This is a genomic window from Pseudoalteromonas sp. SR44-5, from assembly GCF_014163675.1.
GTDB lineage: Bacteria > Pseudomonadota > Gammaproteobacteria > Enterobacterales > Alteromonadaceae > Pseudoalteromonas > Pseudoalteromonas rhizosphaerae.
In genome coordinates this window covers 32,327-55,468 of the sequence record NZ_JACJDT010000003.1, presented here as the reverse complement: position 1 = coordinate 55,468, position 23,142 = coordinate 32,327, and the positions used below count along the sequence as shown (strand labels likewise).

At 39.0% G+C, this 23,142-nt stretch carries 22 protein-coding genes; 8 read left to right on the top strand and 14 right to left on the bottom strand.

All coding sequences use genetic code 11. The annotated features are described in order from the left end of the window. Positions 1–463: 463 nt before the first annotated feature. The 6 genes from H5154_RS02370 to H5154_RS02345 all read right to left on the bottom strand — a co-directional run bounded on the left by H5154_RS02370 (position 464) and on the right by H5154_RS02345 (position 6,122). Entirely contained in the window at positions 464–1,483 is a 1,020-nt protein-coding gene (locus tag H5154_RS02370; RefSeq protein WP_145239108.1) for a LacI family DNA-binding transcriptional regulator, read from the bottom strand. A 190-nt stretch (positions 1,484–1,673) separates the two neighbouring features. Further along, positions 1,674–2,975 (bottom strand): TRAP transporter large permease, encoded by a 1,302-nt coding sequence (locus tag H5154_RS02365; RefSeq protein WP_145239111.1) that lies wholly within the window; start codon positions 2,973–2,975, stop codon positions 1,674–1,676. Beyond that, positions 2,975–3,463 (bottom strand): TRAP transporter small permease, encoded by a 489-nt coding sequence (locus H5154_RS02360; RefSeq protein ID WP_145239113.1) that lies wholly within the window; start codon positions 3,461–3,463, stop codon positions 2,975–2,977. Before H5154_RS02360 ends, H5154_RS02365 begins: the two co-directional genes overlap by 1 nt. 9 nt (positions 3,464–3,472) lie before the next feature. Then, complete coding sequence (locus tag H5154_RS02355) at positions 3,473–4,450, bottom strand: TRAP transporter substrate-binding protein (protein ID WP_259397119.1); 978 nt, start codon at positions 4,448–4,450, stop codon at positions 3,473–3,475. Positions 4,451–4,491: 41 nt separating this feature from the next. Further along, a complete protein-coding gene (gene kduI, locus H5154_RS02350) occupies positions 4,492–5,334 on the bottom strand; it encodes a 5-dehydro-4-deoxy-D-glucuronate isomerase (RefSeq protein WP_145239116.1) in 843 nt (280 codons plus the stop codon). Between the two features lie 23 nt (positions 5,335–5,357). Beyond that, positions 5,358–6,122: an SDR family oxidoreductase gene (locus H5154_RS02345; protein ID WP_145239119.1), complete on the bottom strand. Its 765-nt coding sequence runs from the start codon at positions 6,120–6,122 to the stop codon at positions 5,358–5,360. Between the two features lie 185 nt (positions 6,123–6,307). Here H5154_RS02345 and H5154_RS02340 point away from each other — a divergent pair, with 185 nt between their 5' ends. Genes H5154_RS02340 through H5154_RS02330 form a run of 3 tightly spaced genes read left to right on the top strand, consistent with a single transcriptional unit; the run spans position 6,308 to position 10,211 of the window. Further along, positions 6,308–7,765, top strand: a complete 1,458-nt coding sequence (locus H5154_RS02340) for a tagaturonate reductase (RefSeq protein ID WP_182717260.1) — start codon at positions 6,308–6,310, stop codon at positions 7,763–7,765. 1 nt (position 7,766) lies between these two features. Then, positions 7,767–9,254 carry a UxaA family hydrolase gene (locus H5154_RS02335; RefSeq protein WP_182717259.1) on the top strand — a complete coding sequence of 496 codons (1,488 nt, stop codon included), beginning with the start codon at positions 7,767–7,769 and terminating at the stop codon, positions 9,252–9,254. Beyond that, positions 9,255–10,211: a sugar kinase gene (locus tag H5154_RS02330; protein WP_182717258.1), complete on the top strand. Its 957-nt coding sequence runs from the start codon at positions 9,255–9,257 to the stop codon at positions 10,209–10,211. A gap of 240 nt (positions 10,212–10,451) precedes the next feature. On the opposite strand, the gene H5154_RS02325 is transcribed toward H5154_RS02330, so the two are convergent. Then, complete coding sequence (locus tag H5154_RS02325) at positions 10,452–11,204, bottom strand: siderophore-interacting protein (protein ID WP_182717257.1); 753 nt, start codon at positions 11,202–11,204, stop codon at positions 10,452–10,454. Between the two features lie 110 nt (positions 11,205–11,314). Here H5154_RS02325 and H5154_RS02320 point away from each other — a divergent pair, with 110 nt between their 5' ends. The 3 genes from H5154_RS02320 (at position 11,315) to H5154_RS02310 (ending at position 13,480) form a co-directional block, all read left to right on the top strand. After that, the gene (locus H5154_RS02320) at positions 11,315–11,734 is read left to right on the top strand and encodes a MarR family winged helix-turn-helix transcriptional regulator (RefSeq protein ID WP_182717256.1); all 420 of its coding nucleotides are present in this window, start codon (positions 11,315–11,317) and stop codon (positions 11,732–11,734) included. An 82-nt stretch (positions 11,735–11,816) separates the two neighbouring features. Further along, entirely contained in the window at positions 11,817–12,230 is a 414-nt protein-coding gene (locus H5154_RS02315; protein ID WP_145239137.1) for a LexA family transcriptional regulator, read from the top strand. Beyond that, positions 12,218–13,480 carry a Y-family DNA polymerase gene (locus H5154_RS02310; protein ID WP_182717255.1) on the top strand — a complete coding sequence of 421 codons (1,263 nt, stop codon included), beginning with the start codon at positions 12,218–12,220 and terminating at the stop codon, positions 13,478–13,480. The genes H5154_RS02315 and H5154_RS02310 overlap by 13 nt, the downstream gene beginning before the upstream one ends. 22 nt (positions 13,481–13,502) lie before the next feature. On the opposite strand, the gene H5154_RS02305 is transcribed toward H5154_RS02310, so the two are convergent. The 6 genes from H5154_RS02305 to H5154_RS02280 all read right to left on the bottom strand — a co-directional run bounded on the left by H5154_RS02305 (position 13,503) and on the right by H5154_RS02280 (position 17,632). Then, positions 13,503–13,967, bottom strand: a complete 465-nt coding sequence (locus H5154_RS02305) for a hypothetical protein (protein ID WP_145239144.1) — start codon at positions 13,965–13,967, stop codon at positions 13,503–13,505. Between the two features lie 106 nt (positions 13,968–14,073). After that, the gene (locus tag H5154_RS02300) at positions 14,074–14,592 is read right to left on the bottom strand and encodes a DUF4240 domain-containing protein (RefSeq protein ID WP_182717254.1); all 519 of its coding nucleotides are present in this window, start codon (positions 14,590–14,592) and stop codon (positions 14,074–14,076) included. Further along, on the bottom strand, positions 14,589–14,783 hold the full coding sequence (locus H5154_RS02295) for a YwbE family protein (RefSeq protein ID WP_145239148.1): 195 nt from the start codon (positions 14,781–14,783) through the stop codon (positions 14,589–14,591). Before H5154_RS02295 ends, H5154_RS02300 begins: the two co-directional genes overlap by 4 nt. A gap of 155 nt (positions 14,784–14,938) precedes the next feature. Next, positions 14,939–16,828: a bifunctional diguanylate cyclase/phosphodiesterase gene (locus tag H5154_RS02290; RefSeq protein WP_182717253.1), complete on the bottom strand. Its 1,890-nt coding sequence runs from the start codon at positions 16,826–16,828 to the stop codon at positions 14,939–14,941. Positions 16,829–17,115: 287 nt separating this feature from the next. Further along, complete coding sequence (locus H5154_RS02285; RefSeq protein ID WP_182717252.1) at positions 17,116–17,394, bottom strand: hypothetical protein; 279 nt, start codon at positions 17,392–17,394, stop codon at positions 17,116–17,118. Further along, entirely contained in the window at positions 17,387–17,632 is a 246-nt protein-coding gene (locus H5154_RS02280) for a hypothetical protein (RefSeq protein ID WP_182717251.1), read from the bottom strand. Before H5154_RS02280 ends, H5154_RS02285 begins: the two co-directional genes overlap by 8 nt. A gap of 102 nt (positions 17,633–17,734) precedes the next feature. Between H5154_RS02280 and H5154_RS02275 the strand changes: the two genes are divergently transcribed. Both H5154_RS02275 and H5154_RS02270 read left to right on the top strand, forming a co-directional pair. Further along, positions 17,735–18,541, top strand: coding sequence for an ion transporter (locus H5154_RS02275; protein WP_182717347.1), 807 nt, complete (start codon positions 17,735–17,737; stop codon positions 18,539–18,541). Between the two features lie 186 nt (positions 18,542–18,727). Beyond that, positions 18,728–20,977: a bifunctional diguanylate cyclase/phosphodiesterase gene (locus H5154_RS02270; protein ID WP_182717250.1), complete on the top strand. Its 2,250-nt coding sequence runs from the start codon at positions 18,728–18,730 to the stop codon at positions 20,975–20,977. Positions 20,978–21,082: 105 nt separating this feature from the next. Here the strand turns inward: H5154_RS02270 and H5154_RS02265 are convergent, their stop codons facing one another. Continuing rightward, entirely contained in the window at positions 21,083–23,041 is a 1,959-nt protein-coding gene (locus H5154_RS02265) for a methyl-accepting chemotaxis protein (RefSeq protein ID WP_149980254.1), read from the bottom strand. Positions 23,042–23,142: the final 101 nt, after the last annotated feature.

Genomic DNA, 23,142 nt, shown 5'->3' with positions numbered 1-23,142 from the left:
TAACAGGCGCTGCGGTTAAAGAGCTAGGGCATGAAGTTAACGTTATTAAATTGAGTTAGTAATTTTTCAAGTACGACTGCATAGATGCAGGAGGTAGAGCAATGCAGGAGTAATTGCCAAGAACTCCCTATCAAAATTTCTGCCTTGTTATCACTGTATTTATCTGTCGCTATAAATGGTCAGTAACTTAATACAATTGATATCAGCCGGGACTTACAGCGCTCAAAATGTTCCAGATATTAAAAATGGGCGCTATGCATTTTATCCTTTAGGCAGCATATCGGCCGTTTCGTTTAACACCGATATTTCATGCTATTTTATCAAAGGTGCTCCTCAGATTTAATTAACTCATGAATTAAATCAAAAAAGTATTATTGGATTACGGATAGAAGTAAGCGCCCTACTGTCAGTAAGGCGCTTTGAATGTCTGTAACAAAAATATTCTGAGGGGGGTTAATCGGTACTATTTAGCGCATCTGTTGGTAGATTCACGCTTCACTAAGTAAGGAGTGACTACGTCATCTAATTTAATTTTTTCACTTTGTGTCGATTGGCTTTTATTGATGAGTTTTTGTACCGCCAAACATGCCATATTTTGTACAGGTCTTCGAATAGTCGTTAGCGATGGAATGATCCGTGAAGCCAAAATATTATCATCAAAACCTGCTACTGATAGCTGTTCTGGTACTTTGATATTTAAATTACTGGCAACCCGTAATACCCCCGCCGCCATTTCGTCGTTGTTAGCAACAATGGCCGTTGGTCTTGGTTCAGTGCTTAACAACGTCATAGCGCATTCTATACCACTTTCGTAACTATTTTTGCCTTCAATAATACGATTTCCAGGCAGTTGCACATTACATTGTTGCAGTTCAGCTAAAAAGCCGGCTAAGCGTTCAATTGAAGAACGATAAACCTGCGGTCCAGAAATAAAACCAATGTCTTTATGGCCAAGTTCAACCAAGTAGCTGGCCATTTCTTTCATTGCTGCGCGTTCGTCTGAGACCACAATGTTATCAGCATCATCTAAATCTACCGATGCTAAGCGCACATAAGGACAACCTGCTTCACGAATTGCTGCAGCTAACTCTTTGTTTTCAGATACTGGCGGTAAAATAATCACGCCATCAAGTTTAGAGCGAGAGATAAATGACAGGCAATCGTCAATAAATTCAGCACTTTTAGAGTAACTAGGATGAACAACCAATTCATAGCCAAGTTCAGAGCAGACGCTTAATGCACCTCGTTGCACCTGATCAATATACAATGCATCGGGGTTATCATAAATTAAACCTAATAAGTAAGAACGACTTGATGCCAGCCCCCGTGCTTGTTTGTCAGGAGAAAAACCAACTTCGCTGATAATTTTAAGCACTCGCTCCCGCGTCGCTTCACCCACAGCGGGAGAACGGTTGATCACACGTGAAACTGTGCGCTTTGAAACACCGCACAGCTTAGCTACATCATTAATCGTTACTGACATAAAAGTTCCTATTTAGGATGATTGCAAAGTTTAACACTAACCGTAGATCCATAGAAGTAGTTAGTCAGCTCTTGTTATACATTGACTACTTTGATTTAAAAGAAAAATGGAGCTGTAGAGCTCCATCACAGATTTGTTTGATTAAGTTGGCCTAAACGCTGGCAAATAAATTATCCCAAGTTCAGGTTAGTTACTCGATTAAACCAAATAAACGCGGTAACGTTTCACTGATCGCCGGTACATATGTAACCAACATCAATACCAGAAACATCACAGCATACAGCGGCATCATTGGCTTAATTATTTTATGTAACGATGTTTTCGCCACCGCACAACTGACAAACAGTACACTCCCAACTGGCGGAGACACCAAGCCAATTGATAAGTTTAATACAATCATAATCCCAAATTGAATCGGCGACATACCAAATTGCTCAGCTACCGGTAAAAAGATCGGTGTAAAAATCAATACCGCAGGCGTCATATCAATAAACGCGCCAACCAAAATTAAAATCAGATTGATTAACAACAAGATTAAAATCGGATTATCACTGAGTGTTAAAAAGAACTCACTGACCAGCTGTGGAATATGTGTGTATGACAATAACCACGACATGCCCGAAGACGCGGCAATGATCAGCATTACAATAGCCGTTGTTTCACAAGCTTTTAGTAATATAGCAGGCATTTCAGCTATATTGATTTCTTTGTAGATAAATACCGACAGTATTAAAGCATAAATAACGGCAATAGCGCCGGCTTCAGTTGCGGTAAATACACCGCCAATAATGCCGCCAATAACAATAAAAATAAGCAACAAGCTTGGCAAAGCTGCGAGTATTTTTTTCATCACAATGTTAAATGGCAGTCTTGCTGTTACTGGGTAGTTGTTTTTAATCGAGTAAATAGCGCAAACAATCATCAATGCCAGCCCTACTAAAATACCCGGTAAGTAGCCGGCAATAAATAATGCCGCAATCGACACCCCACCACTGGCGATGGCATAGATAATTAAAATATTACTCGGTGGTATTAACATGCCCGTAGTGGCTGCACTTGCGGTAACCGCCGCAGCAAAACTGGCACTGTAACCATGTTTTTTCATTTCTGGCACCATAAAACTACCAATCGCCGATGTGGCTGCAACGGCAGAGCCTGATATTGCACCAAATAACATGCACGACATTACATTTACGAGTGCCAGGCCGCCGGGTAAAAAGCCTATCATCGCCATAGCACATTCAATCAGCCGTTTAGCAATGCCGCCTTGACCCATTATCAATCCAGACAAGATAAAAAATGGGATTGCCAATAATGCGAAACTATCAATGCCACCGGCCATTTGTTGGGCTATGGTCGTAGTGGCAGGCGTAAAATCAATGTGCATTAATAGCGCTGCTAATGTTGATAGCGCAATACACAAAGAAATAGGTACATTAATAAATAACAATACAAAAAAACAAACGATTAAAACAATTGCTGTTAAGTCCATTACGCTTCCTCCGTGAATTTTTGCTGTGCATAATTGATCAGGTTTTCAATGCAATTAATCACAATCAACACCCCGCTCAGCGGTAAAACGATATACACATAACCCATGTTGATCTCAAGCGCCGCTGAGGTTTGCTTTAATTCAAAGCTCAGCATCATCAATTGGCTGCCGCCATACACTAAAATACTTAATGCTGTGATCAGCACGCAGATTTCGATTACAAATGAACACTTATACCTAAGTGACGGGATCATTTTTTGATAAAACAGATCAAGTCCTAAATGTGCTTTAGTACGATACGCATACGAAGCGCCCAAGACACCAATCCAAATCAGGATAAAACGCGCTAACTCTTCGGTGTATGAGCTCGGTGCACGTAAAATAAATCGTGAAAATACTTGCCAACAAACAACGGTTACAATTGCTATCATGGCCAAAATCAGTAATCGCTCTATGATGCGATTTAAGTGTGTGTTGAGTTGTCGCATTGTTTGCTCCTACATGCTTTTTATTTTTTTAATGTGAGCTGCAACCGCTGTATCAGCGAACGAAGCATGAAAATCAGCCACTTTATCTTGAAACGCTTGTTTGTCAGGGTAGGTCACTTGTACGCCTTCTGCGATAACTGCTTTAAGCGCCTCATCAGATGCGTTTTGCCACAATGAACGTTGGTACTCAACAGAGTCGGCCATCGCTTGGGTTAACCACTGTTGTTGTTCGTTGTTAAGTGAGTTCCAAACTTCTAAGCTTGCTAAAATTACATCTGGAACAAAGGTATGTTCGTCCAGCGAATAATATTTAGCGATTTCGTAATGACGAGATAAGTAATAGCTTGGCGGATTGTTCTCTGCGCCATCAACTACACCTTGTTGCAGTGCGGCATATAATTCGCCCCATGCAATCGGTGCTGCAGCGCCGCCTAAAGCCTGCACTGTTGCTACTGCTGTAGGGCTATTTAACACGCGAATTTTTTTACCTATTAAATCATCTGGGGTATTAATCGCGCCATTGGTGGTGTAAAAGCTGCGGCTGCCTGCATCGTAATAGCCCAAACCTTTAAGCCTTGCAGTGCTCACTTTATTAAGTAGATCGGTGCCTAAGTCACTTTTAAGTACACGCCAAAAATGTTCACTATCGCGAAACAAATACGGAATGCCAAACACTTTCATCTCAGGTACAAAGCCTTCCAGCGGGCTTGCCGATACTTTAGTGATTGATAAACTTCCAATTTGTAACAACTCAATGAGTTCACGTTCAGACCCCAACTGACCACCTGGATAGATAACAATTTCCATTGTGCCATTTGAATAAAATGCCAAACGTTCAGCCATATATTCCATTGCTTGATGCACCACATGGCGGGTGTCTAATGTATGTGCCAAAGTTAATCGCACTGTTTTTTTGTCATCAGTGCAACTAGTTAGCAAAAATAACGACAAAACTAGCATTATCTTTATGAGAAGATTTCTATTCATTATTATTTCTTCTTATCGCTATATGATCATTAAAGAGCTGATTATCTCAGCTCGCTTGGTTGATATTTATCCATATCATCATAATCGAGGTTTTCACCAGCCATGCCCCAAATAAAACTGTAGTTTTGTGTGCCAGCACCTGAGTGAATTGACCATGGTGGCGATACCACTGCTTGCTCGTTATGTACCCAAATATGGCGAGTTTCAGTCGGCTCGCCCATAAAGTGACACACCGCTTGCTGCTCTGGCACTTCAAAATAAAAATACACTTCGTTGCGACGATCATGCTGATGAGCTGGCATGGTATTCCAGACGCTGCCTGGTTTTAATTCCGTTAGCCCCATTTGTAGTTGGCATGTTTGTACTACGGTATTGATCAGCATCTGATTAATATCGCGCTCATTGGAGGTTTCAAGCGCACCTAAATGCAATACATTGGCATCATTACGTGTCACTAACTTATTTGGATATTTGTGGTGAGCTGGTGCAGAATTAAGATAAAATTTTGCCGGATTGCCACTGTCATGACTAGTAAACAGCACCTCATTGGTATCTTTACCTAAATACAAGGCATCTTTATAGCCAAGCTGAAAATCTTCTCCATCAGCAGTCACCGTGCCGCTGCCGCCAACATTGATCACACCAAGCTCTCTACCCGTTAAAAAGTTTGCTGCTTTTAAGTTGTCTACCGTTTCTAACCTAAGCGGTGCGCTGGTTGGCACCGCACTGCCCACCATAAAACGCTCGTAGTGAGTGTATAACCAATAAATGGTGTTCTCTTGCATGAGTTTGTCGACCAAAAACTCATCTCTTAACTGTTGGGTGTCATAGCCTTTAACTTCATTTGGACCAACGGCATAACGTGACTCTATTTGTGTGCTCATAACATGCTACCTAAAATTAAAAATTATCGTGCTAACCAGCCACCATCAACCGCGAGAATATGGCCATTGACATAGTCACTGGCTGTTGATGATAAAAATATGGCTGAACCAATTAAGTCTTCTGCTTCACCCCAACGCCCCGCAGGGATACGCTTTTCAATTTCACTATTACGAGCGGCATCATCTTGTAATGCTTGGGTGTTATCGGTTCTAAAATAACCTGGCGCAATAGCATTAACCTGAATATTGTGTTGCGCCCATTCGTTTGCCAGCGCTTTAGTAAGACCCGCTACCGCATGTTTGCTCGCGGTATATGCTGGGACTGTCATACCGCCGCTGTATGACAGCATTGAGGCAATATTAATTATTTTGCCAAACCCTTGTTTGATCATGTTTGGCGCAACCGCTTGGGCCAATAAAAAACTGGCATCAAGGTTTACTTTCATCACGTTCTGCCATTGCTCATACGGGTAATCCACCGCAGGGCTGCGAAATATTGTGCCGCCAACATTAACCAAAATATCAATACCGCCATGATTAGCTAAGGCTGTAGCTGCTAAGGCATTCACTGAATCCGTATTACTCAAATCAGCTGCATAATCATACGCCTCACCACCGCGCTCTTTGATCATCTGACACGTTGCTTGGCAGCCGTGCTCTTTACTACTACTGCAAATAACCTTGGCGCCAGCAGCTGCTAAACCCAGTGCAATTTGTTGACCCAGTCCGCGGCTTGCACCGGTGACGAGTGCCGTTTTTGAAGTTAGATCAAACAAAGTGGCTGTCATTTTAAATTCCTGTATAAAGTGTTTATTACGTAATTACTAATTCAATGTAAATTGAATTGTCTAAACTTGTTAACACCCATTCTTCGCTACCGGTGGCAATTTGTCAAATACTATTTGCCACCGGTGGCAAATATAGCTAAGATGTAAATATCAATCAGCCCATATAACGTTTATAGGTTCATATTATGCAAGCACTGAATAGAAAAAACTTTAATAAAAACAAATACCCAACAAAAATAATGCAATACGGTGAGGGGAATTTCTTGCGTGCATTTATCGATTGGCAAATTGATAAACTCAATGAAACAAGTGATCTAAACGCCGGCGTTGCGGTGATCCGCCCTATTGATTATGACGCAATTCCTTTACTTAATGTTCAAGATGGTTTGTATACCACTATTATTCGTGGCTTAAACGAGCAAGGTGAAACCGTCGCCGATCACCGTATTATTAGTTCAATCAATGAAGAAATTCCTGTCTATAAAGATTTTCCGCGTTATATGGCATTAGCTGAGAATCCGGATCTGAAAATTATTTTTTCAAATACCACTGAAGCTGGTATTGAATATATTGATACTGATAGACTCGATGACGCTCCCGCTAAAGCATTCCCAGCTAAATTAACGCAGTGGTTGTTCCATCGCTTTAATCACTTTAACGGCTCAGCTGACAGCGGTATGGTGATCATCCCTTGTGAGTTAATTGACTACAACGGCGAGAAACTCAAAGAAATCGTGTTTCAATACTGCCAACTTTGGCAACTACCTGAGGCGTTTTCAAGCTGGTTGAATGAAGCTAACCACTTTTGCTCAAGCTTAGTTGACCGTATTGTCACTGGCTTCCCCCGTGATGAGCATCAACAACTACAAGAATCGTTAGGTTATTTAGATAACTTTATGGTGACCGCTGAGTACTTTCACTTGTTTGTTATTCAAGGACCGCAGCATCTAGCTGAATTATTATGCTTGCAAGACAGTGATCTAAATATAAAAATTGTTGATGATATTTCACCTTACAAACAACAAAAAGTCGGTATTTTAAATGGTGCTCATACGGCTTTAGTGCCACTAGCTTACATGGCGAACATTGATTCTGTGGGCGATGCGCTGGCCGACCCTCTGTTTGAAAAATACTTAACCCAGTTAATCTTTGCTGAAATTATTCCCACTCTTGATTTACCTGAAGATGAATTAAAGCGCTTTGCCAATGATGTACTGAACCGCTTCAGAAATCCGTATATTTGCCATTTATTACTGGCTATTTCACTCAACAGTATGACTAAATTTAAGACCCGTATTTTGCCGCAGTTGCACACCTATGTGAAAACAAATAACGCCGTACCGAATATGATGGCATTGGCTATTGCAGGGCAAATTTTGATGTATAAAGGCCTACGTAATGAGCAGCAAATTGAATTGAGCGATGCCCCACAATGGTTAGAACTATTTAATACCCTGTGGCATGACTTTGATAACAACACCCTATCCTTAAACACGCTTGTTGAACAAGTACTAGGGGCACAATGGCATTGGGAAAGTGATTTAAATGGACTTCCTGAATTAACTGCCACCGTTACAGCTCACCTACGTAATATGCTCACTGAAGGTGTAGCAACTACGCTTACTAACCAGTTAGGCCAATAATATGAAACCATTAATTAAACTACACCCAACTGATGATGTTGCCATTGCAATGCGTAATATCACCGCTGGTGAAATATTGCCCGTTGATGGCGAAGAGATCTTAGTCAATGAGAACATTGATAAAGGCCATAAAGTGGCGCTGCGCGATATTAATAAACAAGAGAATGTTATTAAATACGGTGCCCCCATTGGCTTTGCCCTAGAGAATATTCAAAAAGGCGGTTGGGTGCATACCCATTGCGTTAAAACCACCCTCAATGATGAACTGGATTATCAGTATGTTCCTGAGTTTATTGAACAAAGTGAAGCGACCCCTTCGCCTGAAGTAAATATTTATCGTAGACAAAACGGTGAAATTGGCATTCGTAATGAAATCTGGCTGATCCCTACGGTAGGCTGCGTCAATGGCATGATCAACCAAATGATCAAAGAGTTTAAACTGCGTCATCCACAATTAGAAATTGATGGCATTTATGCGTTTCCTCACCAGTTTGGCTGCTCTCAGCTCGGTGATGATTTAGATACAACACGGATACTGCTACAAAACATGGCACTGCATCCAAATGCGGGTGGCGCTTTAGTCGTTGGCTTAGGCTGTGAAAATAATCAATTACCGGCATTTCGTGATGGCTTAGGGGATTACGATGAAGGCCGCATTAAGTTTTTAATCACCCAACAAGCCGATGACGAAATTGAAGAAGGCGTTGCGCTACTTGAACAAATTTATGCCCAAGTAAAACAAGATAAACGTCAACCAGGTACTTTATCTGAAGTAAAGTTTGGCCTTGAATGTGGTGGCAGCGATGGTTTGTCTGGTATCACGGCGAATCCGATGCTGGGTTATTTTTCAGATTATTTAATTGCTCAAGGTGGCACAACGGTATTAACCGAAGTACCTGAAATGTTTGGCGCTGAAACTTTATTAATGTCGCGCTGTAAAGACGAGGAAACCTTTAACAAGCTCGTTAACATGGTTAATAACTTTAAAGGTTATTACAAAGCTCATAATCAACCGATTTATGAAAATCCGTCGCCAGGTAATAAAAAAGGCGGGATCACTACCTTAGAAGATAAATCGTTAGGGTGTACGCAAAAAGCCGGCACCAGCAAAGTACAAGCGGTTTTGCACTATGGTGAGCGCCTGCAAATACCTGGATTAAATCTATTGGATGCACCAGGTAACGACCCTATTGCCACCAGCGCACTTGGTGCTGCAGGTTGTCATATGGTGTTATTTACCACTGGTCGCGGTACGCCTTATGGTGGATTTGTGCCAACGTTAAAAATTGCTACTAATTCAGAACTTGCCAATAAGAAAAAACGCTGGATAGATTTTGACGCTGGCGTTTTAATTAACGATGTCTCAATGGAGCAAGTCCACGGGGAGTTTGTTGAACTGCTAGTCAACATCGTAAACGGCCAGCCAACTTGCAATGAAATAAACGACATTCGTGAAGTCGCTATTTGGAAAAAAGGAGTGACGTTATAAATGACAGCTAAGTCCATCGCAATTATTGGCGAATGTATGGTTGAGCTTAGCGGCCAACCATTTACTGCCATGCAACAAAATTATGGCGGCGATAGCATGAATACCGCCATTTACTTAAAAAAACTCGCAGGCAATGAAGTAAACGTCAATTACGTCAGTGCCATGGGCACTGATCCACTAAGTCGTGCACTGATTGAAAAATGGCAAGCTCACCATATTAATACTGACAATGTGCTGCTCAGTCATAACAAACAACCGGGTTTGTATATGATTCAAAACGATGTGTCAGGGGAGCGTACTTTTCAGTATTGGCGTAGCGACTCAGCCGCTAAATATTTATTGCAACATGCTGATTTTAAAAAAGTACTAACCAGTCTTGCCGAAGTTGATGCTATTTATTTATCGGGGATCTCGCTGGCAATTTTAGCAGAGCAAGATTGCCATACTTTACTCAGCCATTTAGCGTTACTAAAACAGCAAGGGATAAAAATTATTTATGATAGCAACTATCGCCCTGCATTATGGTCAAGCAAAATGCACTGCCACCTTGCCAATAATAAAGCATACGCACTAGCCGATTTAGCATTAGTGACTTTTGACGATGAAGCACAATTATGGGGAGATAGTAATGTTGCGCAATGTACCGAGCGTTTGCACCAACAAGGCGCTCACGAGGTCGTTGTAAAACTCGGCGCAGATGGCTGCCAATACAGTAAAAAACACCTTGACAATTCAATTTCAGTCGAGCTGTTTAGCACTGTAAAAATAGCAAACATCGTTGATACCACCGCTGCGGGTGATTCATTTAATGCTGGTTTTTTAGCGCAGTGGCTCACAGAGCAACCTATAAAACAATGTGCACAAGCGGGTAATTTACTGGCCGCCCAAGTGATCCAAAAGCGTGGAGCAATTGTCGAGATAGACATTGCGACAATCAAACACACAATAAAGGCTTAGCTATTTTTTCTTGCTCTACATCAAAAACTACTAATACAGTGAGCGCTTTATTTAGCCCGCTAGAATGGTTAAATATTTAAATCGATTGGCTAACACTCTTTAACGTCTCGACACCGAACCTGAGTGCATACCTAAGTTTACTTATTCTAAAGTAAGTGCTGTGAGACGCTTATTTTGTTTAAGTAAACTTCCTCTCACGGGTATGCACTCTAATTCCCTTACTTGCTGCTAATAATGTGATTAAACCGTTAGCTTGCCATCTGCATCAACACCTTGCTTCCAATACGCTGAGCAGACAATCTTCTCACGCGGTATTGCATATTTATCAATCGCTAAATCTTTAATGGTGCGCACAATAGCAGCTTCTAGCGCCATGAAAATCAATGGTTTTTGCGTATATTGAGTCAATAGCACTGAAGCCTGATCAACCACATCTATTTGCGGCTGCATTGTAATTAACCAATTTATAGTGTGCTTGCTGTGTGCTTTGATTGTATCGAGCTCGATAACATCCTGCGAGTCAGTAACATGAATGATCACATCAACATCAGCTGTTTCAGGTAGTTGCTGTAAATACCCGTTAATAGCATTAACTGAGGTTAAATCAGCAATCATCAAATACTGCGAGTGACTAAAATCATCTAGCTTTTTAGGGCCAGGGCCTGCAATTGCGAGTTTATCACCAGGCTTTGCTTGTTTAGCCCAATCAGTTGCGATACCACGATGCTGATTGACGACAAAATCAAGCGTAATTGTATGGTTAATAGTATCTATAGCTCTGATTGTATATGAGCGCTTAGGTGCAGGGTTAGCGGCTTTGAGGTCAATTTCAACCTCATCTTGTCCAGCATGTGGTAATAGTACTTTTACGTACGCACCTTGTTGATCCGCAGGAAAATCATGAAACTCATCTGAGCCAACAACCAGACGCTTTAAATGCGGAGCTATCGCTGTTGTGCTTATTACGGTTGCACGACGTACTTTTCTACTCATTTTGATCTCCTCAGAAGATTTATTTACGTGTTTAATTGCACAACGCCCCATTGGTTGATAAAATCAACTATAGCAATTTAATTGACATTGTCAACCATTATGGATTTATTATGAACTCTTCATTGGCCAATACATTATTTGCTTTAATGCAAAATTATCGCGTTACCATACGCGAAGCCATTAATGCAGGTGAGCTTGGGTTAAACGCAATGCATGTGCGTTGTCTACATATTATTGCAGCGACAACTCACTGCACTGCTAACGATATTGTGAATCAAACCCAGCGCGATAAAGCGCAAATTGCACGCTTAGTTAAAGAATTAATTACATTAAATCTGATTGACAAAGATGCCAGTGAGCACGATAAGCGTTGCTTTATCTTATCGTTTACCTCTGAAGGTCATGCTCTTTATGACAAACTATTAAACGCCGAACAGCATGTTAATGAGCAAATGTGCAAAAACTTAAACTCTCAACAAATCAATGACTTTTTAGATACTGCTCAAAAAATGATTAAAAATATGCAGTGATCGCAACTTCATTACTTGGCATAAGTTAACTAAAACACATATACTGTACACTTATACAGTGCATGTGTTTGGTTAATTATTTATGTTTGTTATTCCTATTTATATCGAAGCGGGCGTATGCGGGTTTGAATCACCTGCTGCTCAGTATAAAGAACTTGGTTTATCACTGGATCAGCTATTGATCAAACACCCCGATGCGACGTTTATTGGTGTGGCATCCGGCTGCTCAATGCAAGAGGTCGGTATTTTTGACGGCGATTTATTATTGGTTGATCGCGCCGAAGAAGCTAAAAATGGTGATGTCATTGTAGCTAACTTAAATGGTTTATTTGTTTGTAAATTATTAGATAAAACTAATGCACGGCTACTCTCTGCATCGGACTTATATCCCCCAGTGCAACTGACTGATAGTGATGAATTTCAATTAGAAGGTGTGGTTACTCGTTCGATTCGATTACATCGCTCTAGTGCTGAGCTGCGCCAATGTATTGCTTAGTGGATGCAGTGGCGTTTTACGCCAGCGCTGAAAAAGTATTTGATCCAGCGATCCGCTCAAAACCTGTTGTGGTATTAACCAATAACGATGGCTGCATTTGTGCGATATGTCCTATCGCACGGCGCTTAAATATCCCTAAGTTTCAGCCCTACTTTAAAGTTAAACATTTACTGGCCAAACATAAGGTGGTTATTCGCTCATCTAATTATGAGTTGTACGCGGATCTAAGCGATAAAATGATGAATGTGATCAGCCGTTTTTGCGACACCCAACACGTATATTCGATTGATGAAGCATTTTTGCAGTTTAACGGCTTTACCCCACTCATTAATGACTGGCATCAGTATGGCCAGTTAATTCGTCGCACAGTTTGGCGCGAAACAAAACTCCCTGTTGGAGTTGGCTTTGGCCCTACACCAACATTGGCAAAAGCCGCAAATCATGCTGCTAAAAAGCTCAACGGTTTTAATGGAATTGCAGTGATTGATAGCGAACAAGCACGACAACATATTTTAGCCGCGATGGATGTAGCTGATGTATGGGGCGTTGGCAGACGTTTAGCTAAAAAACTCAAACTACTTAACATTAACAGCGCGCTTGATTTAGCCAAACAAACACCACAACGTATGAAACGTTTATTTAGCGTCGTGCTTGAGCGTACAGTTAATGAGCTAAATGGCATTGTGTGTTTAAATTGGGATGATGTACGCCAAGATAAGCGTGAAATTTTTTCGACCCGTAGTTTTGGTGAACGTTTAACTGATCCGGTTGCATTAAAAACAGCGTTGATCAATCACAGTATTATTGTCGCTCGCAAACTACGTCAGCAACGCTCCTTAACTAAACGCCTGTTACTATTTGTGGCAAGCTCGCCCCATGAGTCACATTACTATAAAAAATCATTAGTGTATGAGTTACCCGTATCTAGCGCAGATAGCCGTGTATTTGCTAAAGCAATTAGCGAAATATTTACGCAGCTATATCAACACAACGTCCGTTTTTATAAATGTGGTGTGGGTGCACTCGAGCTTAGTTCACAACAGTTTCAACAACCCGACCTATTTGCTCCTAGCCAAGACAACATAAAACTAATGGAGTGTTTAGATTCAATTAATAAGCGATACGGCTGCGATACGCTAACTCTGGCAAGTCAACAACAAAGCCAAGCATGGCATATGAAGCGTGCATTTTTATCGCCTCAGTACACAACGCGTTGGCAGCATTTACCGAAAATAAGTTGTGATTTATAAAAAACTCACATTATCGTTAAATTTAAAGTTGTAGTTCAAACTGACAACGAACATTACTGCTCTCTACACTGTACGCAAGCGTTGTAGGCGAAATAAAACGCAGCGTTTGGCTCGTGTCTAAATTATCTGTCTCGTTTTCACAGCGAGTATGGCGTAGTGACATGGTAATGCTTTGCGTGGTGTATTTATACTTAGTAGTGACCAAACAAAAGTTAGCGACTTTATTCGTTTGTGTGCCATGGTGTAAGTTATTAAAAATAATTTCATCACCGAGCTTAAAGCCAAGATCAGGCTCATTTGCATCAAGCCATGCTAACTGTCCACCAGCACACATTTTAGCCTCACCTGATACCAATTGATAACTACCAACCTTAGTATTGAATAAATTAATAAACTGACTTTTATTACTTGGCAGCTCAGTTTTAGCACTGACAACTGTAGTTAAACAAACCGACACTAAACACAGTAATACTTTACGATAGCGCATTAAATACCTGACATTTATTGATTTATATACTCAGCATAGCATAGCTACGGTGATTAAAATAAAAACCAGCCAGTATACTGAGTCATGGTTGGTTTTTAATATTATGTTACTGCCAATATTTAGCAAATAGTTGCGGATATGCCAACTTTAAAAATTTAGGCTTATCTTTAAAGCGCTTACCTTTGGGTTGATCAAGGCCTGAAGGAGCAAAGGGTAATTCGTCTTCATTACGCTGTTCATATAATAAACCAGCGATCAAGTCATACTCATCTAAGTAAGGATAAGGCTGCTCGTTTAAATGATAAACAGGTGTGCAATCAGCCAAAGAATCAGCATTTTCAAGCGCAGTATTAAAAGCTGCTTCACCACGAGAAATTAACCAACAACGAAATTCTGAGAAACCGTATTCATCATTGCAACCGGCCATTACAAACGCAGCACCGAATAGCTCCCAAGTATAACTTTGGCGCATACAAATGCTAAATTGCTTATCAAATTCAATGAGCTGTGCATCGCTTAAATCTGTAAGTAAACCTTTTAAACGTTCACTGACTGATTCTGGCTCTGCGGTTCTATCTGCAACGGTAACTAATTGCCAGAATTCGCTTAAAGTAAGTGCACTCATGACAAAATCTCTTTCACTCGCCCTACTTGACCATCCTCTAAGCGCACTTTAATACCATGCGGATGATTGGGTGATTTAGTCAAAAGGCGCTCAACAACACCTTGCGTTAATGTGCCGCTGCGCTGATCTTGTTTTAAAACGATATTAACTTCGGTGCCAGGGGTGATTTGTGAACGAGTAGGAACTGCCATAATGGATCTCTTTTACTATTTTTGTTGGATTATAGCTGTATGTCATCTTGATACCAAACTAAAGCACCGTAATCATCATTTTTTCAGGTTTAGTTGCACTGATAATAACCGCAAAATCATGCTGGTAAATTTATAGGTATCACTTAAGCCTAAGTTCATCTAAGCAGTTCAAGCGCCTGTTCAAATTTAACTGGTTTACTAAATAAATAACCTTGATAGCTATCAACTTCTAAACCTTTTAATAAAGCTAACTGATCGTTACGCTCCACACCTTCCGCTATCACTTTACAACCAATCATATGCGACATTTTAGTCACTGCTGAAACAATACTTTTATCTTTTGAGTGCTCACAAATATTATCAACATAAGATTTATCTATCTTTATATAATCAACAGAAAGTTCTTTTAAAACAGAAATCGAGGAAAACCCAGTGCCAAAGTCATCAATAGAAATACGTACGCCAATGCTTTTTAATTGTGTGATAACTTTAGATAAATAGACTAAATTTTTAATCATTATAGTTTCTGTAATTTCTAAATGTATGTTATTTGTGTTAACACAATACCGATTTAATAAATTCTTTAAAAATATAATAAAATCATGACTTTCAAGTTGCAGTACAGATACGTTGATTGATAGTGCAATCGTATTGTCGAGTTTGTTTAACTTACTCAAACTTGCAATCGCTTGCTCTAAAACAAACTCCCCTAAAAAGTTAATTTGGCCATAGCGTTCTGCTATGTCGATAAATTCTGAAGGGGGAATAAATTCATCATTTAAATGCCAACGTAACAGCACTTCGAAAGTAATTATTTTATTATCGATTATATCAACAATAGGCTGATAACAAAGATGAAAGCCTCCTTGTTCAACACTCTCTTTAATTGATCTACGTAACATCTCTTCTCTATTAAGAGCTTGCATCATACGTTCATCAAATATTGAAATTTCATTGCGATTTTTTTTACCTTCGTACATTGCAACATCAGCATATTTGATAGCTTGAGTAAGGTCAAAGTTTGTGCGAGTGTAAAACAAGCCCACTTTAAAGGAGGGTCTAATATTCAGGTTATCTTTAACGACAGGCTGGGTTAAATTATCAACAAGCTTTGTCGTGTTACTTATCAGCTCAGCTTTACTCGCGTGACACGAATAAAGAATAAATTCGTCCCCTCCCCACCTACAAGCAATCATTTCCCGTTTTTTTTCTATCGATAATAAACGTTTTCCAGTTTCAGCAAGAACAAAATCTCCAAACTCATGACCATATTTATCATTAAGTATTTTAAAGTCATCCATATCTAAAAATAGAACAGCTTTAATGTTATTGATATTTTGAGCTAAATCGAGATCGACATTAGAGAAAAAGCTCCCCCGGTTAAATAATTGAGTTAAATTATCACGTTGCTCTAAATTAATTATTTTCTCAGTACGAACTTGCACTTCTTTTTCTAGATTATGGATAAATAAATCGAGCTTAATTTCATTATTAATTGAGGTTTTTACATCTTTAGCTGCGCGTATTGCACTGACAAAACACAAAATAAACCACAATACAATTCCCAATATGCCTAAAACATTTTCATTATCGTCTGGTTGAAATAAAAGCAATATACTAAATGGGATAAGCAAAAAAGTAATATAGCTGAAGGCTGAGCGAATATCGGAGGACAGAACATTGACAGCTCCCCCTGCTAATGAGCTAAAAACAACCAGCGTGACAAATTTCTCTGACATCTGCATATCTTCAAAAAATAATATTGGGAACACAGCCCAAGTCAAACCAGTTAAAAATACACCAATAAAGTAACAATGGTACTTTATATTATTGTCATTACTTAAAAAAACATGATTTAAAATGCGCAGTGAAAATACGAAAATAAGAATACAAAACCAATACAACTTTCCTACAGAGTCACTTTGATTAATGCCACTAAAAATAACAAAAACAGCAACTATAAGATTTATAATAATAGCTGAATTGAAATAGGAACTAACGAAACTAAGTCGTTTAGCTATAAAATTTTTTGAATAAGTAGCCATTACACTAAATCACATACCCTGTCTAAACTGAGCATTCTACTTAAAATAACCAATCAATACAGTATTAATAAATCAATCGAGAGCGAAAAATACGCGCTGAGTTATTGTCTTTTTTGCAACTATTGACATGTCATTTCACATCATCGCTTAGCTCTTAAGTGAACTCTGTTAATGATCAAATAGTTACACAAATGAAAAGCCTGAATTTCAAGTGCGTCATCGCTACTATCGGTTATTTCTTAACGCAAAGCAGTGTTTAAAAAACTTATTTTACCTTAAAAACGAAACTATGATGAAAAATTAATTGCTTGTGGCTTGATGTTTATAAGCGCAAGCGGCTGCTTAATTTGCGCTTCAATTAAAGGCAATTGTTGCTCATTGTTTGCCTCTAATAGTGCTAATTCATCAATAAAAAAACAACTTATATGCAAGCTATTTCTTGGTTTTTTTAAATTGACTGTATGCGTTAAGTAACTAAAACCAGCGTGCTTGTCTTTTATATTTTCACAAGCGATGGTTAGAGTCTTACGAAGTGCTTTATCTAACAATTTTTCTGTTTTAGTCATTTTTACTGGTGTGCTCTTGGCTTGAGTCGTTTTCTGGAACTATGTCTTGCTGCTTTTTAAATTTTTTGTAACCGTCTTCTTGGCGCTTTATACATTCATGATATTCTTTATCTGCCATGTAGCTGCATTCACCTAAACGGGCAGCTTGAATTTCGTGATAGCGTGCATCTGAACTACAGCCGGTTAAAAACAGTACCGCTGAGGCACTTACAACCCATTTTAGCCTATTGAAAAGCATTAAAAATTCCTTACATTTTAAGCTGGAAAAGTAATTCATCCATGACGATTTTGCTGTATATTGCAAACGTTTTATATCTATAACCGTTAAGGGCTAATTATGATGTTGTCGCAGTTACAAAAGCTGTTCCAGCGTATCGATAAAAGTAAAATATTTCAATCATTTGTTATCGCCGTTATTGTTGTATCAGCGCTCACCGTTGGTGCACACACCTATTCGTTACACCCCACTGTTGAATTTGCTTTACATTGGATGGACGTGGGCATCACGGTGTTTTTCTTAATAGAACTAATTATCCGCTATGTTGCAAGTAAAGGCTTAAAAGACTTTTTTAGCAAAGGCTGGAATATCTTTGACTTTATAATCGTCATTGGCAGTTTATATCCTGCTGCAGGTTCGACCATTTTTATAGCCCGTTTACTACGAATATTCCGCGTACTACGTTTAGTCTCTATGGTGCCAGAACTACGTTTGTTGGTTAATTCACTATTAAAAGCCATACCGCAAATGGGCTATATTGCGCTGTTAATGTTTGTTATTTTCTATATTTATGCCGCAACTGGCAGCATGTTATTTTCTGAGATAAATCCATTTCTGTGGGGAGATGTATCAATCTCAATGTTGACTCTGTTCAGAATAGCAACCTTTGAAGATTGGACCGACGTCATGTACGAAACTATGGCTGTCTATAAACTAAGTTGGATTTACTACCTTACTTTTATATTCTTAACTGCTTTCGTATTTTTAAACATGATGGTAGGCGCTATTCTAGAAGTTATGTCACAGGAGCATCGCAATGCCCGTGAAGAGCAAGCCGATGTAGATTCCTTGCCGGCAACCCAAGGACAAATCAATGAGCTGAAGGCACAAATAGCAGAACTAAAAACACTATTAAAGCCCAAAAACTAAGTATTGATAAACTAGCACCTAAGAATATAAAAGCTTAGGTGCTAGTGCAATTATAACTAAGTTCATCTGTAGTCAGCCGATAAACCAAGCATTTATTCCTAGTGTAAAATCTAAAACTAATAAATTATTGCTTTTAGCTATTTATCAATGGTCTAATAAAAATATGATAAATTTACACCAATTATAATGCATTACTTAAGTCGCTACTTTTTACTATCAGATCACGTTAATTCAAACGTTCTAGTACCTAACTGGCGTATCAGTGCACTACGCATTATTTTAACCGCTGGTGTAATTTTATGTTTCTCAGTATTTTGCCATACTTTAAACGCCGCAATTGAGTTCAACTTAATATATATTATTGTGCTTGCTGCAAGCTTTTCTGTGACAATGGCCACCTTACTAATTGCTAGCCGTAAATACTTTACTTTATGTGCACATGCCCTGCTACTAAGTATTGTTGCCGCAACAATCTCAATGAATGTATTTTTAACAGACATCAACCTTGCAAAGGTAGGCTCTATGTATATGTATGCATGCCCTATTATTGCATTGATGCTGTTAGGTGTGAGGACCGCGCTAGGTTATGCAATTTTAAATATCGTGCCTTTTTACTTTATAATAAACAACGTTGATATTTCATCTCTGACTTCTATAAATACACAACTACCAAATTCAGACTGGTATATATCAGGGCTATTATTTTTATTCTTTAATATCTGTATTCCGCTCGCAGTTGCGCGAACCATTGTTGCTGCAAAACGCTTAAATCAAACCATGGCAGAATCAAATAGTCATCTAGCAGCAAAAAATGAGCTTTATAGAACATTTTTTACTGAATCAAGTATTGCAAAAATAATTATCGATAGTGAAAACACCGTTATAGATTTTAACAGTCAAGCGAAAATGTTATTTGATTTCAAAGCAACAGTTAAACTCGATAAATTATTACCTAATCTTGTGATTGCAGCTAACCCACAAAAGAACCAAGTATTTAAATATAAAAACACCTATAAAACTGTACATTACCAGCAAGTTACTGACTCTGATTATTGTGTGCTGCGCTTTGATGACTGCACTGAACAACATCAAATAAAACAAAACTTATTAGCAATGGAGCAAGAAAACAAACGTTTACGTTACAGCGATGGTCAAACACACCTTCCCAATAGAGAATGGTTTGAGCTTCAGTGTGAAAGATTTGTAGCAAAGTACCAAGGTGATTTCTATATTGTGATCACCCAGAGTGCAAATAATGAATATTTAAATCTCAAATACAGTAAAGCTGATGCAAAAGCACATTTAGTATCAGCTTATAAGCGCTTAAAAGACTCTAATGAAGACCTCGTTCTGTGCGCTCATGTAGGTAATAATAAATTAGCATTTATAATAACTACAAGCTCAGCTAACAAAATAGAGTATAAGCTTTTAAACGAAGTTAAACATGCGCTTGATGAACCTTATATAATGCGGGGCAGAAAATACCAACAGTCGTTTTTATTTGGTTTTTCTAACTTTCCAAGACAAGGAAAAAGCAGTGCTACTGTATTGAACAACGCAATAGAGGCATTAAAACTTGCTGATAATCATCGCCCTATTAATGGTTATGATGAGAAACGCTCACAAGCATTTTTAGAAAAACATGAAATATCAATGTTATTAGACGAAGCACTTCATAACGCCGAGTTAGAGTTACACTATCAACCTAAAGTAACACATGACGGCAAGTGCATTGGACTTGAAGCATTAGCACGCTGGAACAGTAAAACTCTTGGTGTTGTATCACCTGCGGTGTTTATTCCTATCGCAGAGGAATACCGGATGATCAGCCGACTCACAGATCTCATAATTCAAAAAGTCTGTACTCAAATTGCAACTTGGAGCAAAGATGAAATTCCACTAGTACCTGTTGCAATAAATATATCATTGCTTGATTTTGGCCAAAGCGATTTCATGTCAAAATTAGTAAAATACTTAGCGGACTTTAATGTCAAACCAAGTCAAATTGAATTAGAACTGACCGAAACGTCATTAGAAGCAAACCAAGAATATTCCTTGGCGCTAATGCAAAACCTACAATCATGGGGATTCACAATTTCTGTTGATGACTTTGGTGTGGGCTATTCAAATATTGCGCGCTTAGCCGAATATCCTATAAATAAGCTAAAACTTGATCGCTCGCTAATAAGCCAAGTTACAAGCTCAACAAGGCAAAAGAGCTTAGTAAAAGCAATTCACGTCATGTGTGATGAGCTAGGTATAAAATGCGTATCTGAGGGAGTTGAAACACAACAACAAGTTGAAATTATGGCAAATATGGGATGTAAAGAATTTCAAGGCTTTTATTTTTCAAAACCATTATCGGCCTACCACTATACCGAGCATATAAAACAACAAGGTTTGAATTTTAATCCGCAAAAAATACCAACAAGTTAATACCGGAAAAAAATAGAATCGGCTATTAAGCTGACTGGAGTATTCGCATTGAAGACTAATGAGCGGTATTGTCAGCTTGTATTTTATTCTTAGCCACTGTTATTACTACACTTTAAATTTTCCAACTAGATCAGTAAGAACGTGTGATAAGGTTTTTAATTTATCGCCATTATTACTGGTATTGGCAGCAATTTCACTAACATCATCAGCCGCATTTTTGATTTCTATAACATTGCGATTTATATCTTCAGCGACATGCTGCTGCTCTTCTGCAGCGGTTGCTATCTGCGTATTTAAGTCACTAATATTAACAATAGACGCTGTAATTTCCGTAAATTGCAGCTGTGCAGCATGGGATAGTTCAACCGTTTTATTAGTGCTGTCTAAACTGCGTTTCATTTCAGTAGTGACTTGGCCAGACATGCTACGTAATTTGTCTAATTGCGTAGCAATCTCTTCAGTGGATTCAGACGTACGTTTCGACAATGCACGTACTTCATCTGCAACGACAGCAAAACCACGACCATGATCCCCCGCTCTAGCAGCTTCTATTGCAGCATTTAAAGCAAGCAAATTAGTTTGCTCAGCAATGCCTCTTATAACGCCTAAAATTGACATGATATTTTCACTTTCAGTGTCAAGTTGCGATATATCATCCGTTGCTTTACTTATCACTTCGCTCAAAACAACCACGCTTTGAACGGTCTCTGTGATCACTGTTTGACCTATCTCTGATGCCTGTTGCGTTTGCATAGCCAGATCTGCCGCATTAGCACAACTTGAAGCTACTTCGTTGGCTGTCGCAGCCATTTGATTAATTGCAGTTGCCGCCATTTCCAGTGCTTGTTGTTGTTGGGAGGTAGAACGAGTTAATTGCGATGCTTGTGTAGAAGTTTGCTCTGATGTACCGCTTACATCTAATGCACACTCGTTGATTTGTCTTACTAAATCAGCAATCAAGTTTAAAAATAGGTTAAAACTATTGGCAAGCTTTGCCGTCTCATCTTTAGTTTTTATCGTGAGCCGTCGAGTTAGGTCACCACCGCCTTGCGCAATTTCAGCCAGGCCATCACTGACTTCAACTATAGGTGAAGAAATTACTTTTGAGATATAACTTGCGATTAAAATGAATACAATAATTAGCACCGCACTAATAATTAAAATTGTAACGGTCATGGTGTTTGCGGCGCTCATCACCTCTGACTTTTCAACTAAGCCAATAAATTTCCAGCCTAACTTAGCTGAAGTATAAATATTGGCAATAAAATCTTTGTCATTAATAACAATTTCGAACTGACCTTGGGTATTAGCCGCTAACTGCTTGTATTTCCCACCCGCAATATCAGTTAAACGTTTAAAACGAAAATCTTCATTTTTAACATCAACAAGTATGTTTCCCGTATCTTCGATCAGCATTAAGTAACCAGTTTCACCCAGCTTAATATTAGCAATAATTTCTGTCAGTCCTTGCAAAGAAACATCCATTCCCTGTACACCGATAATTTGTCCATTATCTTTTATTGCTTTTACAGTAGAGACTATAACCATGTCGTCAGCTGCCCAATAATAAGCACTAGTGCGAACCGTTTTACCACTTGCAGATTTACCTGTTAAATACCAAGGTCGAGATCGTGGGTCATAATTAGCATTAACTTCTCCCGCTGGCCACTGAATATAACCACCTTGTTCATTACCCATATAAATATAAGCAAGCCCTGGGTGAGTTTGGCCGAAGTGATCAAACTGTTGAAATGCGGCACGTTCAACACTGCTGCCTTGGAGATGTTTTAGCATCACCGAATTATTTGTATCTACATGAGTTTTGACATCTTGCTTGGCAGCTAAGACCATTTGATGGGAAGCTAGATAATCAACATTTTTTTCTATTTCGGCAAAAAATATAGCGATACCATTATCTATTTGCCGTGCTTCTCTTTCGCTCATTTGCGCAAAATTATCAATAGCTTGCTCTCTTGTTTGCGTGATAACAAGTGCTGCAATAATAAAAAGAGGTAAGGCGATGGCGGAGGCAAAAGATAGTTTTAATTTTTTTGATATATTCATATATAGGAGGCCAAATAGATACTCCCATAAAGATAGTAAGCTATTGAGTATCCAGCAAGAAACAATCTCACTAAATTAACTAAGCAGTGACAAAACTAAAG

Bases quoted from the DNA above. Each gene is read 5' to 3' on its own strand.
- H5154_RS02370 (WP_145239108.1), bottom strand. From the start codon at position 1,483: ATGTCAGTAACGATTAATGATGTAGCTAAGCTGTGCGGTGTTTCAAAG.
- H5154_RS02365 (WP_145239111.1), bottom strand. From the start codon at position 2,975: ATGGACTTAACAGCAATTGTTTTAATCGTTTGTTTTTTTGTATTGTTA.
- H5154_RS02360 (WP_145239113.1), bottom strand. From the start codon at position 3,463: ATGCGACAACTCAACACACACTTAAATCGCATCATAGAGCGATTACTG.
- H5154_RS02355 (WP_259397119.1), bottom strand. From the start codon at position 4,450: ATGAATAGAAATCTTCTCATAAAGATAATGCTAGTTTTGTCGTTATTT.
- kduI (WP_145239116.1), bottom strand. From the start codon at position 5,334: ATGAGCACACAAATAGAGTCACGTTATGCCGTTGGTCCAAATGAAGTT.
- H5154_RS02345 (WP_145239119.1), bottom strand. From the start codon at position 6,122: ATGACAGCCACTTTGTTTGATCTAACTTCAAAAACGGCACTCGTCACC.
- H5154_RS02340 (WP_182717260.1), top strand. From the start codon at position 6,308: ATGCAAGCACTGAATAGAAAAAACTTTAATAAAAACAAATACCCAACA.
- H5154_RS02335 (WP_182717259.1), top strand. From the start codon at position 7,767: ATGAAACCATTAATTAAACTACACCCAACTGATGATGTTGCCATTGCA.
- H5154_RS02330 (WP_182717258.1), top strand. From the start codon at position 9,255: ATGACAGCTAAGTCCATCGCAATTATTGGCGAATGTATGGTTGAGCTT.
- H5154_RS02325 (WP_182717257.1), bottom strand. From the start codon at position 11,204: ATGAGTAGAAAAGTACGTCGTGCAACCGTAATAAGCACAACAGCGATA.
- H5154_RS02320 (WP_182717256.1), top strand. From the start codon at position 11,315: ATGAACTCTTCATTGGCCAATACATTATTTGCTTTAATGCAAAATTAT.
- H5154_RS02315 (WP_145239137.1), top strand. From the start codon at position 11,817: ATGTTTGTTATTCCTATTTATATCGAAGCGGGCGTATGCGGGTTTGAA.
- H5154_RS02310 (WP_182717255.1), top strand. From the start codon at position 12,218: ATGTATTGCTTAGTGGATGCAGTGGCGTTTTACGCCAGCGCTGAAAAA.
- H5154_RS02305 (WP_145239144.1), bottom strand. From the start codon at position 13,967: ATGCGCTATCGTAAAGTATTACTGTGTTTAGTGTCGGTTTGTTTAACT.
- H5154_RS02300 (WP_182717254.1), bottom strand. From the start codon at position 14,592: ATGAGTGCACTTACTTTAAGCGAATTCTGGCAATTAGTTACCGTTGCA.
- H5154_RS02295 (WP_145239148.1), bottom strand. From the start codon at position 14,783: ATGGCAGTTCCTACTCGTTCACAAATCACCCCTGGCACCGAAGTTAAT.
- H5154_RS02290 (WP_182717253.1), bottom strand. From the start codon at position 16,828: ATGGCTACTTATTCAAAAAATTTTATAGCTAAACGACTTAGTTTCGTT.
- H5154_RS02285 (WP_182717252.1), bottom strand. From the start codon at position 17,394: ATGACTAAAACAGAAAAATTGTTAGATAAAGCACTTCGTAAGACTCTA.
- H5154_RS02280 (WP_182717251.1), bottom strand. From the start codon at position 17,632: ATGCTTTTCAATAGGCTAAAATGGGTTGTAAGTGCCTCAGCGGTACTG.
- H5154_RS02275 (WP_182717347.1), top strand. From the start codon at position 17,735: ATGTTGTCGCAGTTACAAAAGCTGTTCCAGCGTATCGATAAAAGTAAA.
- H5154_RS02270 (WP_182717250.1), top strand. From the start codon at position 18,728: ATGCATTACTTAAGTCGCTACTTTTTACTATCAGATCACGTTAATTCA.
- H5154_RS02265 (WP_149980254.1), bottom strand. From the start codon at position 23,041: ATGAATATATCAAAAAAATTAAAACTATCTTTTGCCTCCGCCATCGCC.